General features: G+C 61.3%; 11 protein-coding genes. 10 read left to right on the top strand and 1 reads right to left on the bottom strand.

Features of this window, described 5'->3' with window-relative positions; genetic code table 11:
• Nucleotides 1–29: 29 nt before the first annotated feature.
• Nucleotides 30–248 (bottom strand): 50S ribosomal protein L31, encoded by a 219-nt coding sequence (rpmE, locus tag CKW29_RS07720; protein ID WP_095144633.1) that lies wholly within the window; start codon nucleotides 246–248, stop codon nucleotides 30–32.
• Between the two features lie 322 nt (nucleotides 249–570).
• On the opposite strand from rpmE, the gene CKW29_RS07715 reads away from it, so the two are divergent.
• The 10 genes from CKW29_RS07715 (at nucleotide 571) to CKW29_RS07670 (ending at nucleotide 13365) form a co-directional block, all read left to right on the top strand.
• Entirely contained in the window at nucleotides 571–2790 is a 2220-nt protein-coding gene (locus CKW29_RS07715) for a primosomal protein N' (protein ID WP_095144632.1), read from the top strand.
• 165 nt (nucleotides 2791–2955) lie between these two features.
• On the top strand, nucleotides 2956–4692 hold the full coding sequence (argS, locus tag CKW29_RS07710) for an arginine--tRNA ligase (protein WP_095148239.1): 1737 nt from the start codon (nucleotides 2956–2958) through the stop codon (nucleotides 4690–4692).
• 1 nt (nucleotide 4693) lies between these two features.
• Nucleotides 4694–5392, top strand: coding sequence for an SPOR domain-containing protein (locus tag CKW29_RS07705; protein WP_095144630.1), 699 nt, complete (start codon nucleotides 4694–4696; stop codon nucleotides 5390–5392).
• Between the two features lie 234 nt (nucleotides 5393–5626).
• Nucleotides 5627–6157 carry an ATP-dependent protease subunit HslV gene (gene hslV, locus CKW29_RS07700; RefSeq protein WP_007975582.1) on the top strand — a complete coding sequence of 177 codons (531 nt, stop codon included), beginning with the start codon at nucleotides 5627–5629 and terminating at the stop codon, nucleotides 6155–6157.
• A gap of 54 nt (nucleotides 6158–6211) precedes the next feature.
• The gene (gene hslU, locus CKW29_RS07695) at nucleotides 6212–7549 is read left to right on the top strand and encodes an ATP-dependent protease ATPase subunit HslU (RefSeq protein ID WP_095144629.1); all 1338 of its coding nucleotides are present in this window, start codon (nucleotides 6212–6214) and stop codon (nucleotides 7547–7549) included.
• Nucleotides 7550–7637: 88 nt separating this feature from the next.
• On the top strand, nucleotides 7638–8015 hold the full coding sequence (locus CKW29_RS07690; RefSeq protein WP_095148238.1) for a gamma-butyrobetaine hydroxylase-like domain-containing protein: 378 nt from the start codon (nucleotides 7638–7640) through the stop codon (nucleotides 8013–8015).
• 241 nt (nucleotides 8016–8256) lie between these two features.
• Complete coding sequence (gene phaC / locus CKW29_RS07685; RefSeq protein ID WP_095144627.1) at nucleotides 8257–9936, top strand: class II poly(R)-hydroxyalkanoic acid synthase; 1680 nt, start codon at nucleotides 8257–8259, stop codon at nucleotides 9934–9936.
• A 93-nt stretch (nucleotides 9937–10029) separates the two neighbouring features.
• Nucleotides 10030–10887: a poly(3-hydroxyalkanoate) depolymerase gene (phaZ, locus tag CKW29_RS07680; protein WP_095144626.1), complete on the top strand. Its 858-nt coding sequence runs from the start codon at nucleotides 10030–10032 to the stop codon at nucleotides 10885–10887.
• 112 nt (nucleotides 10888–10999) lie between these two features.
• Nucleotides 11000–12682, top strand: coding sequence for a class II poly(R)-hydroxyalkanoic acid synthase (gene phaC, locus CKW29_RS07675; protein WP_095144625.1), 1683 nt, complete (start codon nucleotides 11000–11002; stop codon nucleotides 12680–12682).
• A 62-nt stretch (nucleotides 12683–12744) separates the two neighbouring features.
• Nucleotides 12745–13365, top strand: a complete 621-nt coding sequence (locus CKW29_RS07670; RefSeq protein ID WP_095144624.1) for a TetR/AcrR family transcriptional regulator — start codon at nucleotides 12745–12747, stop codon at nucleotides 13363–13365.
• Nucleotides 13366–13475: the final 110 nt, after the last annotated feature.

Below are 13475 nucleotides of genomic sequence, written 5' to 3'. Positions count from 1 at the left end.
GTCGAAACGACCTTCCAAATCGATAGGCCTTAGGCCTTTTTGGCACCGAACATACCGAAACGGTCGGCGAACTTCTGTACACGGCCGCCAGTATCCAGAGTCTTCTGCTTACCGGTGTAGAACGGGTGGCACTCGTTGCATACGTCGATCGCCAGAGGCTTGGCCAGGTTCGAACGAGTTTCGAACTTGTTGCCACAGCTGCAGGTTACTGCGGTGATTTCGTATGTTGGATGGATATCGGCTTTCATGGTGATTCCTCAGGCTAGCGTGCCGCCACTCAACACCATTGTTGAATACCGCACGTAATTAGGCCGCGGATTCTACCAGACCTTTTCAATCCCGCAAGCGGTCCAAAGCGCCCTCCATCAGAAAATATGGCCTGCTGCCAGCGGCGTCTTTCAACGCCATTCGGCGCTGCTACCCCCATAGTGCCAAGCGTCATCGTAGCGCCTTGCCTGGCATCAGAATCCGCTCGACAACAGGTGAACGGCTTCCTGATGGAGGACACGACCCCGACCGTCTGCTAGGCTCCGCCCCCTCTTCACCACCCGCCCAATGAGATCATCCCGCGTGCCCGACGCCATACTGCGCCTCGCCCTGCCTTCGCCCCTGCGCCGCCTGTTCGACTACCGCGCGCCGGCCGGTGTCCTGCGCAAGCAGCTGCAGCCAGGCATGCGTTTGCGCGTGCCATTCGGTCGACGGGAGATGATCGGCATTCTGGTGGAAGTCACCAGCCACAGCGATGTACCGGCAGACAAGCTCAAGCCGGCACTGGCCCTGCTCGACACCACGCCACCGCTGCCGGCGGCACTGTTCAAGCTGTGCCTGTGGACCTCCCAGTACTACCAGCACAGCCTCGGCGACACCCTGAGCTGGGCACTACCAGTGCTGTTGCGCCAAGGCGAACTGGCCGAAGCACGCCAGGAGCGCTTCTGGTCGATCACCCCGGGCGCCAGGCTCGACGATCCGCGCATTGCCCGCGCCCCGCGCCAGCGCGAGGCCCTGGCGACCCTGGCCCAGCATCCCCACGGCGTCGCTCATCAACTGCTGAGCAAGCTGATGCTGAGCAAGGACAGTCTTGACCTGCTGCTGGCCAAGGAGCTGGTACAGGTGGACATCCGCAAGCACGCGCCCGGCGAGCGTCACGAACATTGGCTAGCCCAGCCGGAGCTGCCACTGAACCCGGAGCAACGCGCCGCTTACGAAGCCATCAGCGCGGGCCTGGACAGCTTCCATGCGTTCCTGTTGGCCGGCGTGACGGGCAGCGGCAAGACCGAAGTCTATTTGCAACTGATCCGCGAGACCCTCGAGGCCGGCAAGCAAGCGCTGGTGCTGATTCCCGAGATCAACCTCGGGCCGCAAACCCTGGCGCGCTTCGAGCAACGCTTCAATGCGCGCATCGCGCTCGTGCACTCGTCAGTCAACGACCGTGAACGCCTGGAGTCTTGGCTGGCGGCCCGCGATGGCGAGGCCGACATTATTATCGGCACCCGCTCGGCGCTGTTCACGCCGATGAAAAACCCCGGCCTGATCATCATCGACGAAGAACACGACGGCTCCTATAAACAGCAGGAAGGCTTGCGTTACCACGCCCGTGACCTGGCGCTGGTGCGTGCGCGACAGGAAAACATCCCGATAGTCCTGGGTTCTGCGACCCCCTCCCTGGAAAGCCTGCACAACGCCTACACCGGTCGCTACGGGCTACTGCGCCTGAACGAACGGGCTGGCGGCGCCAAGCAACCGCGCTTCCTGCGCCTGGACGTGAAAAGTCGTCCGCTGGACAGCGGCATCTCCGGCCCCATGCAACAGGCCATCGGCCAGACCCTCGCCGCCGGTCAGCAAGTCCTGGTGTTTCTCAACCGCCGAGGGTTTGCGCCAACCCTACTCTGTCACGATTGCGGCTGGATGTCCGAATGCCAACGTTGCGACGCGCGCATGACCGTACACCAGCGCCACGGCGAATTACGCTGCCACCACTGCGGCTATGTAGAACGGGCTCCGCGCAATTGCCCGAAATGCGGCACGGTCGATCTGCGGCCGGTGGGCGCCGGCACCGAGCGCGCCGAAGAACGCCTGGGGATATTGTTCCCGGACTACCCGGTGCTGCGGGTCGACCGCGACAGCACGTCGCGCAAAGACGCAATGAACCAGCTGTTCGCGACCATCCAGAAAGGTCAGCCATGCATTCTGGTGGGCACGCAGATGCTCGCCAAAGGGCATCACTTCCCCCGGGTGACCCTGGTGTCGATCCTCGATGCCGATGGTGGGTTGTTCTCGGGTGACTTCCGCGCCAGCGAGCGCATGGCCCAATTGATCGTGCAAGTCGCCGGTCGTGCCGGTCGCGCCGAAGAGCCGGGCAAAGTGATCATCCAGACCCACCTGGCAGACCATCCATTGCTGGTGCAATTGACCGAACAAGGTTACTTCGCCTTTGCCGAACAGGCCTTGAGCGAACGCCGCGCCGCCGGACTGCCGCCCTTTGCCCACCTGGCGCTGCTGCGCGCCGAAGCACACAAGCCGGGGCAGGCCGAAGGCTTCCTTGACGAGGCCTGCAGCGAGGCCGAGCGCCTGCTGGCCGGACAGAACCTGAGCGGGATCGAACTGCTCGGCCCGGTGCCGGCCCCCATGGAGCGCCGGGCGGGACGTTATCGCGCACAACTGTTGCTGCAAGCCACGGCACGGGCGCCGCTGCATCGGCTGCTCAGTGCGTGGCTGCTGGTACTGGAGCAGATGCCGAGCGGTCGAGCGGTGCGCTGGTCGCTGGATGTCGACCCGGTCGATTTGTATTGACCGCAAGATCGCTCTCGCGAGCCTGCTCGCGATGACGGTCGAATTTTCGCCACATATCCATAACCGGCCTGCTAAGGTTGGCAAGCCCGACTTCGCAACGGATAATGCCCAGTTTTTCCACCCGCGCATTGATGCGCCGCCGCTCTGCGGTTGAAAGAGAAGACCATGAAAGACACCATTCGCCAGTTGATCCAGCAAGCCCTCACCCAACTCGTTACCGACGGTGTGTTGCCTGAAGGCCTGACGCCGGCGATTCAGGTGGAGAACTCCCGTGACAAGACTCACGGCGACTTCGCCAGCAACATCGCCATGATGCTGGCCAAACCTGCCGGCATGAAACCGCGCGACCTGGCGGAAAAAATCATTGCCGCGCTGCCGGTTGACGAAAACGTCAGTAAAGCTGAAATCGCCGGCCCCGGCTTCCTCAACTTCTTCCAGAACACCCAGGCTCTTGCTGCGCGCCTGGATGCGGCCCTGGCCGACGCTCAAGTGGGCGTACGCAAGGCCGGTCCCGTACAACGCACCGTGGTCGACCTGTCGGCACCGAACCTGGCCAAGGAGATGCACGTCGGCCACTTGCGCTCGACCATCATCGGCGACGGCGTGGCGCGAGTCCTGGAGTTCCTCGGCGACACCGTGATCCGCCAGAACCACGTTGGCGACTGGGGCACCCAGTTCGGCATGCTGATGGCGTACCTGCAGGAAAACCCGATCACCAGCGACGAGCTGTCGGACCTCGAGAACTTCTACCGTGCCGCCAAGCAACGCTTCGACGAATCCGCAGAGTTCGCCGACCGCGCCCGCGGCCTGGTGGTCAAGCTGCAGGCCGGCGATGCGGAATGCCTGGCGCTGTGGACCAAGTTCAAGGACATCTCGCTGTCCCACTGCCAGAAGATCTATGAACAGCTGAACGTCAAACTGACCATGGCCGACGTCATGGGCGAAAGCGCCTACAACGACGACTTGATCAACGTGGTCAACGACCTCAAGGCCAAGGGCATGCTGGTCGAGAGCAACGGCGCCCAGTGCGTGTTCCTCGACGAGTTCAAGAACGCCGACGGTGAGCCGCTGCCAGTGATCATCGTCAAGGCTGACGGCGGCTACCTCTACGCCACCACTGACCTGGCCGCCGTGCGCTACCGTAGCGGCATGCTCAAGGCCGACCGCGCGCTGTACTTCGTCGACCAGCGCCAGGCCCTGCACTTCCAGCAAGTGTTTGCCGTAGCGCGCATGGCCGGCTTCGTGACCCATCCGATGGAAATGGAACACATGGGCTTCGGCACCATGAACGGCGCCGATGGCCGTCCATTCAAGACCCGTGATGGCGGCACCGTGAAGCTGATCGACCTGCTGAACGAAGCCAAGGAACGCGCCTACACCCTGGTGAAGGAAAAAAATCCGGAGCTGGCCGAAGCCGACCTGCGCAACATCGCCAAAGTCGTCGGTATTGGCGCAGTGAAATACGCCGACCTGTCCAAGCACCGCACCAGCGACTACAGCTTCAACTTCGACCTGATGCTGAACTTCGAAGGCAACACCGCGCCGTACCTGCTGTACGCCTATACCCGTGTGGCAGGCGTGTTCCGCAAGCTTGGCAAGGACTTCAGTGAAGTCGAGGGGCAAATCGTCCTCGAAGCCGCGCACGAACAGGAACTGGCGGCCAAGCTGGCGCAGTTCGGTGAAGTGCTGAACAACGTGGCCGACAAGGGCACGCCGCACATCCTCTGTACTTACCTGTACGACGTCGCCGGCCTGTTCTCCAGCTTCTACGAGAACTGCCCGATCCTCGGTGCCGAAACCCCGGCACAGATGCAGAGCCGCTTGCGCCTTGCCGCGCTGACCGGTCGCACTCTCAAGCAAGGCCTTGAACTCCTGGGCCTGGAAACTCTGGAGCGCATGTAAGTTGGCCGCCAAGAAAAAACCTGCACCCAAGCGTGGCGCCAGCCGTTACCAAGCTCCTGCAAAACAGCCGATCCCGGGATGGCTATGGATGGCCATCGGCCTGACCGTCGGCGCGTTCATCGTGTTCCTGATGAAGCTGGAACCGGGCAAGGGTGACGACGTCAAGCGGGTCAAACAGGAAGAGCAGAAAGCCACGCGGATCGCCGAGGCCAACAAGACCCCGCCGAGCCCGCAGCAGCCGGTGAAACCGAAGTACGACTTCTACACCCTGCTGCCGGAATCGGAGGTCATCGTGCCGCCTGACGCTGTGCCGGAAAAAACCCTGCCGACACCGCAGACCGCCCCGTTGGCGCCTGTGACCCCAGCAGAAGCGGCGAAGATCGACACCGCCCGCGCCCAGGCCGCCCTGAGCGGACTCACCCCGCCGCCAGCGCCGCCCGTAGCCAAGGCGGCGCCAGTGACCAAGTTCTACCTGCAGGCGGGGTCGTTCCGCAAGGAAGCCGACGCCGACAAGGTCCGGGCACAGATCATTCTGCTCGGCCAGGCGGTATCGGTGGAGTCCGGCACCGTGAAGGACGAAACCTGGTACCGGGTCCTGGTCGGCCCGTTCAGCAACCGCGAACAACTGACCACCGCCCAGAAACAACTGGCCGGCAGCGGCTTCAGCAACCTGTTGTTACAACAACGCCAGAGCCGCTGATCCGCAGTTACGCTCGTTCCCACGCTCTGCGTGGGAACGCCTCCAGGGACGTTCCACGTTCCAGCTCCTGAAGGGACGCAGAGCGTCCCGGGCTGCATTCCCACGCGGAGCGTGGGAATGATCATCTGCTCACACCGCTCGTCCCCCGCCACGTCCTACAGTTGAAAAACGCTCAGCCACCCCCATATGAGTTGGCATAAGGCATTTTCGCCCCGCTGCGTGGAGACTCTTCCCTTGACCACCATCGTTTCAGTTCGCCGCCACGGCAAAGTCGTCATGGGCGGCGACGGCCAGGTTTCTCTGGGCAACACCGTGATGAAAGGCAACGCGAAAAAAGTTCGCCGCCTGTACCACGGCCAGGTCATCGCCGGCTTTGCTGGCGCCACCGCTGACGCCTTTACCCTCTTCGAACGTTTCGAAGGCCAGCTTGAAAAGCACCAGGGCCATCTGGTCCGTGCTGCCGTCGAACTTGCCAAGGAATGGCGTACCGACCGCTCCCTGAGCCGCCTCGAAGCCATGCTCGCCGTCGCCAACAAAGACGCCTCTCTGATCATCACCGGCAACGGCGATGTGGTTGAGCCCGAAGATGGCCTGATCGCCATGGGTTCCGGTGGCGCCTATGCCCAGGCCGCCGCCAGTGCCCTGCTGAAAAAAACCGACCTGTCGGCCCGGGAAATCGTCGAAACCGCCCTCGGCATTGCCGGCGACATCTGTGTATTCACCAACCACACTCAGACCATTGAGGAGCAGGACTGCGCCGAGTAAGCCTGTTTCGGCCACACGCCACGACTCACTCTTGCTTGAGGTCCGCCAAATATTATGTCCATGACTCCCCGTGAAATCGTCCACGAACTCAATCGCCATATCATCGGCCAGGACGATGCCAAGCGCGCCGTCGCCATCGCCCTGCGTAACCGCTGGCGCCGGATGCAGCTGCCTGAAGAGCTGCGCGTAGAAGTCACCCCCAAGAACATCCTGATGATCGGCCCGACCGGTGTCGGCAAGACCGAAATCGCCCGCCGCCTGGCCAAACTGGCCAATGCACCGTTCATCAAGGTCGAAGCGACCAAATTCACCGAAGTCGGTTACGTCGGCCGTGACGTCGAGTCGATCATCCGTGACCTGGCCGATGCCGCGATCAAGCTGCTGCGCGAGCAGGAAATGATCAAGGTTCGCCATCGCGCCGAAGACGCCGCCGAAGAGCGCATCCTCGACGCGCTGCTGCCGCCGGCACGCATGGGCTTCAACAACGACGAAGCGCCGGCCCAGGACTCCAACACCCGCCAGCTGTTCCGCAAACGCCTGCGTGAAGGCCAGCTGGATGACAAGGAGATCGAAATCGAAGTCGCCGAAGTGTCCGGCGTCGACATCTCCGCGCCTCCGGGCATGGAAGAGATGACCAACCAGCTGCAGAGCCTGTTCGCCAACATGGGCAAGGGCAAGCGCAAGAATCGCAAGCTCAAGGTCAAGGAAGCACTGAAACTGGTGCGCGACGAAGAGGCCGGCCGCCTGGTCAATGACGAAGAGCTCAAGGCCAAGGCACTGGAAGCGGTCGAGCAGCACGGCATCGTGTTCATCGACGAAATCGACAAGGTCGCCAAGCGCGGTAATTCCGGCGGCGTCGACGTATCCCGCGAAGGCGTACAGCGCGACTTGCTGCCACTGATCGAAGGCTGCACGGTCAACACCAAACTGGGCATGGTCAAGACCGACCACATCCTGTTCATCGCTTCCGGCGCGTTCCACCTAAGCAAGCCGAGCGACCTGGTGCCTGAGTTGCAAGGCCGCCTGCCGATTCGCGTCGAACTCAAGGCCCTGAGCCCGGAAGATTTCGAACGCATTCTCAGCGAGCCCCATGCGTCCCTGACCGAACAGTATTGCGCCCTGCTGAAAACCGAAGGCCTGGGGATCGAGTTCCAGCCAGACGGTATCAAGCGTTTGGCGGAGATTGCCTGGCAGGTCAACGAGAAGACCGAGAACATCGGTGCCCGTCGCCTGCACACCCTGCTTGAGCGCCTGCTCGAAGAGGTGTCGTTCAGCGCTGGCGACCTGGCCAGCACTCACAGCGACCAGCCAATCCGCATCGACGCCGACTACGTCAACAGCCACCTGGGCGAATTGGCGCAGAACGAAGACCTGTCCCGCTACATTCTGTAGAGCGGCAAGCTTCTAGCGACAAGCTGCAAGCTGGACATCACCGGCTTGTAGCTTGTAGCTTGTAGCTTAAAGCCCAGAAGCCCTTCCCATGACCCAACTCCCCACCGCCATCAACCTGCACAAAGCCTCGAAAACCCTGACGCTCAAATATGCGTCCGGCGAGGAATATCACCTGAGCGCGGAATTCCTTCGCGTGCATTCCCCCTCCGCCGAGGTCCAGGGCCACGGCAAACCTATCCTGCAGTTTGGCAAGATCAACGTCGGCCTAAGCAAGGTAGAACCGGCCGGTCAGTACGCACTGAAATTGACCTTCGATGACGGCCACGACAGCGGCCTGTTCACCTGGGAATATCTCTACGAGCTGGCGCGACGTTATGACGCACTCTGGGACGACTATCTCGCCGAGCTCAAAGCCGCCGGAAAATCCCGCGACCCCAGCGAGTCTGTCGTCAAGCTGATGCTCTAGCTCAAGGCTTTCGCACTTTAGAGCGCATTTTCTAATTTCATCTGTTTGAATGCGTCGGCCAAAGGCCAATGACGGGCCTGCTTGCGAAAAAAATTAAACTCCGGTAACCAATGGATCTGGCAAGTTCCGTGCATTTGTAGCGGTGTGCAATTAACGGTCACCTGAGAGTAGTGCCTGGCATTTGCTGTGTGACTACACAGCTAGACTCAGGAACTCATATCAGGACAATGGAGCGTCGTAGATGAGTAACAAGAATAACGATGACCTGAAAACCCAAGCCTCGGAAAATACTCTGGGGCTCAACCCGGTCATCGGCTTGCGTCGAAAGGATCTGCTTACCTCTGCCCGCATGGTGCTAACCCAGGCCATCAAACAACCCATCCACAGCGTCAAGCATGTTGCCCATTTCGGCATCGAGCTCAAGAACGTCATGTTCGGCAAGTCCGAACTGCAACCGGCAGGCGATGACCGTCGCTTCAACGATCCGGCCTGGAGCCAGAACCCGCTTTACAAACGCTACCTGCAAACCTACCTGGCGTGGCGCAAGGAACTCCACGACTGGATAGACGAGAGCAACCTCTCCGATCAGGACATCAGCCGCGGGCACTTCGTGATCAACCTGATGACCGAAGCCATGGCCCCGACCAACAGCGCGGCCAACCCCGCGGCGGTCAAGCGCTTCTTCGAGACCGGCGGCAAGAGCCTGCTCGACGGCCTCTCCCACCTGGCCAAGGACCTGGTCCACAACGGCGGCATGCCGAGCCAGGTCAACATGGGCGCCTTCGAAGTCGGCAAAAGCCTGGGCACCAGCGAGGGTGCCGTGGTGTTCCGCAACGACGTGCTGGAGCTGATCCAGTACCGCCCCACCACCGAGCAAGTGTACGAGCGCCCGCTGCTGGTAGTACCGCCACAGATCAACAAATTCTACGTGTTCGACCTCAGCCCGGAAAAAAGCCTGGCGCGCCACTGCTTGCGCAGCAACCTGCAGACCTTCATCGTCAGCTGGCGCAACCCGACCAAGGAACAGCGCGAGTGGGGGCTATCGACCTACATCGAAGCGCTCAAGGAAGCGATCGACGTCATCACGGCCATCACCGGCAGCAAGGACGTGAACATTCTCGGCGCCTGCTCCGGCGGCATCACCTGCACCGCACTGCTGGGCCACTACGCCGCGATCGGCGAGAAAAAGGTCAACTCCCTCACCCTGCTGGTCAGCGTGCTCGACACCACCCTTGATTCCCAGGTTGCGCTGTTCGTCGACGAACAGACCCTGGAAAGCGCCAAGCGTCACTCCTACCAGGCCGGTGTGCTGGAAGGTCGAGACATGGCGAAAGTCTTCGCCTGGATGCGCCCCAATGACCTGATCTGGAACTACTGGGTCAACAACTACCTGCTGGGCAACGAGCCGCCGGTGTTCGACATCCTGTTCTGGAACAACGACACCACCCGGTTGCCCGCGGCGTTCCACGGCGACCTGATCGAAATGTTCAAAAGCAACCCATTGACCCGCGCCGATGCACTGGAAGTGTGCGGCACGCCCATCGACCTCAAGCAGGTCACAGCCGACGTCTATGCCCTGGCAGGCACCAGCGACCACATCACCCCGTGGAAGTCCTGCTACAAGTCGGCGCAGCTGTTCGGTGGCAAAGTCGAATTCGTGCTGTCGAGCAGCGGGCACATCCAGAGCATTCTGAACCCGCCGGGCAACCCGAAATCGCGCTACATGACCAACACCGAGATGACGGCAACTGCGGATGAATGGCAAGAAAACTCGACCAAGCACACCGACTCCTGGTGGCTGCACTGGCAGGCCTGGCAGGCCGAGCGCTCGGGCAAGCTGAAAAAGGCCCCGACCGTACTCGGCAACAAGACCTACACCGCAGGTGAAGCCGCACCGGGGACCTATGTGCACGAGAGATAGCTGAAAGCTGCAAGCCTCACGCTGCAAGTTGATTAGCTTGAGGCTTGAGGCTTGAGGCTGCCTTTCGCTTAACTGACCCACAGGGCTTGAAGCATGCCGAAACCGTACATATTCCGTACCGTCGATCTGGATGGCCAAACCATCCGCACCGCGGTACGCCCCGGCAAGCCTCACTTGACGCCCTTGCTGATTTTCAATGGCATCGGCGCCAACCTGGAGCTGGTGTTTCCGTTCATCCAGGCACTGGACCCGGACCTGGAAGTAATTGCCTTCGACGTGCCGGGTGTCGGCGGATCATCGACACCCCGCCGCCCCTATCGATTTCCCGGCCTGGCCAAACTGACCGCACGGATGCTCGATTACCTGGATTACGGCCAGGTCAATGTGCTCGGCGTGTCATGGGGGGGCGCACTCGCCCAGCAGTTCGCCCACGACTATCCCGAGCGCTGCAAGAAGCTGGTGCTGGCGGCGACGGCAGCCGGCACCGTGATGGTGCCGGGCAAACCGAAAGTGCTGTGGATGATGGCCAGCCCCCGACGCTACATTCAACCGTCCCACGTGATTCGTATCGCGCCACTGATTTACGGTGGCGCGTTCCGCCGCGATCCGAACCTGGCCGCGGAGCACGCCAGCAAAGTGCGTTCGGCGGGCAAGCTGGGGTACTACTGGCAGCTTTTCGCCGGCCTGGGATGGACCAGTATTCACTGGCTGCACAAGATTCATCAGCCGACCCTGGTACTGGCCGGTGACGACGATCCGCTGATACCACTGATCAATATGCGCATGCTCGCCTGGCGTATTCCCAACGCCCAGCTACACATAATCGACGACGGTCATTTATTCCTGATCACCCGGGCCGAAGCCGTCGCCCCGATCATCATGAAGTTTCTCCAGGAAGAACGCCTACGGGCGGTCATGCATCCGCACCCGACACCCCATGGCAGCACTTGACTGACGGCGTACACCGACAAGGCAGTCGGGAGCCGCAGGGAGGTTCGCAGCCAAGCGTATGCACTGCGAGCGTGATGTACTTGTTGAAGGCTTGACGAAGGAGTGTTGACTCATGCGAGACAAACCAGCGCCGGGCACCTTGCCCACAGCCGCTGCATTCATCAATGCTCAGAATGCGATCACCGGTCTGCGCGGCCGGGATCTGTTCTCGACACTGCGTAGTGTTGCCGCCCACGGCTTGCGCCATCCGGTGCATAGCGCCAGGCACGCGCTGGCCCTGGGCGGTCAATTGGGCCGAGTGTTGCTGGGCGAGACCCTGCATCACCCCAACCCTGCGGACAATCGCTTCGCCGACCCGAGCTGGAGCCTGAACCCCTTTTACCGGCGCAGTCTCCAGGCCTACCTGAGCTGGCAGAAACAGGTCAAAAGCTGGATCGATGAAAGCGGCATGTCTGACGATGATCGCGCCCGTGCGCACTTCGTCTTTACCTTGCTCAACGACGCGGTATCGCCCTCCAACACCCTGCTCAATCCCCTGGCGATCAAGGAGCTGTTCAACTCCGGTGGTCACAGCGTGGTCCGTGGCCTGACGCATCTGTTCGATGACCTGATGCACAACAACGGCCTGCCCAGCCAAGTCGCCAAGCACGCGTTCGAGGTCGGCAAAACGGTTGCCACCACCACCGGTGCCGTGGTGTTTCGCAATGAGCTGCTGGAGTTGATGCAATACAAGCCCATGAGCGAAAAACAGTACGCCAAACCCCTGCTGGTGGTGCCACCGCAGATCAACAAGTACTACATTTTCGACCTGAGCCCGAACAACAGCTTTGTGCAGTTCGCCCTGAAAAACGGCCTGCAGGTGTTCATGATCAGCTGGCGAAACCCGGACATACGCCACCGTGAATGGGGCCTGTCCAGTTACGTCGAGGCGGTGGAAGAAGCCATGAATGTCTGCCGGGCAATCACCGGCAGCCGCGAGGTCAACCTGATGGGCGCCTGTGCGGGCGGGCTGACCATCGCTGCACTGCAAGGGCATCTGCAAGCCAAGCGGCAGCTACGGCGGATCTCCAGCGCCACCTATCTGGTGAGCCTGCTGGACAGCGAGCTGGAAAGCCCGGCCGCCCTGTTTGCCGACGAGCAGACCCTCGAAGCGGCCAAGCGTCACTCCTACCAGAAAGGCGTACTCGAAGGTCGCGACATGGCCAAGGTCTTTGCCTGGATGCGCCCCAACGACCTGATCTGGAACTACTGGGTCAACAACTACCTGCTGGGCAAAGAACCGCCCGCGTTCGACATCCTCTACTGGAACAACGACAACACGCGCCTGCCAGCGGCCTTCCACGGTGACCTGTTGGACTTCTTCAAGCACAACCCGCTGACCCATCCCGGCGGCCTGGAAGTCTGCGGCACGCCGATCGACCTGCAAAAAGTCACCGTCGACAGCTTCAGCGTGGCCGGCATGAACGACCACATCACCCCGTGGGACGCCGTCTACCGCTCAACCCTGCTGCTGGGCGGCAACCGGCGTTTCGTCCTGTCCAACAGCGGTCATGTGCAGAGCATTCTCAACCCGCCGAGCAACCCCAAGGCCAACTATGTCGAAAGCCCGAAACTGACCAGCGACCCACGGGCCTGGTATTACGACGCCAAACATTTCGATGGCAGCTGGTGGACCCAATGGCTTGACTGGATACAGGAACGGTCCGGCACGCAACGCGAAACCCTGATGGCGCTGGGCAATCAGCACTACCCACCGATGGAGGCAGCGCCAGGCACCTACGTGCGCGTGCGCTGATCTGTCTTTGTGCCACGGCCGGCCTGCTGGCCGTGGCTCGACTCGATCACTAAGAAGACTGGATGAAAACCCGCGACCGGATTCTCGAATGTGCCTTGTTGTTGTTCAACCAGAAGGGCGAACCAAATGTCTCCACCATGGAAGTTGCCAATGAAATGGGGATCAGCCCGGGCAACCTCTACTACCACTTTCACGGCAAGGAGCCGCTGATCCTGGGCCTGTTCGAACGCTTCCAGAGCGAACTGACGCCACTGCTCGACCCGCCGTCGGATGTCCGGCTGACACCGGAAGACTACTGGCTGTTCCTGCACCTGATCATCGAGCGACTGGCCCACTACCGCTTCCTGTTCCAGGACCTGTCGAACCTGGCCGGACGCCTGCCGAAACTGGCCAAGGGCATTCGCAACCTGCTTAACGCCCTCAAACGGACACTGGCCTCGTTACTGGCGCGACTCAAGGCAGAAGGGCAACTGGTCAGCGACACCCAGGCCCTGGGGCAACTGGTGGAACAGATCACCCTGACCTTGCTGTTCTCACTGGATTATCAGCGGATTCTCGATCGCGAAGGTGAGGTACGGGTGGTGGTCTACCAGATCATGATGCTGGTGGCCCCGCACCTGCTGCCAACGGCAAAAATCGCCACCGAGCGCCTGGCACTGCAGTATCTGGAAGAGCACGAGTAGGTCCGGCCCGGAAACGATCGTCACCCTGCGCCGGCACCCGTGAAAAGCGCTGAGTCCGCAAACAAAAACGCCCGACCTTCGCAGGCCGGGCGTTTTTGCATGTCCCGTAT

Source organism: Pseudomonas sp. Irchel s3a18, assembly GCF_900187535.1.
GTDB lineage: Bacteria > Pseudomonadota > Gammaproteobacteria > Pseudomonadales > Pseudomonadaceae > Aquipseudomonas.
This window is presented reverse-complemented; position numbering and strand designations above follow the sequence as displayed.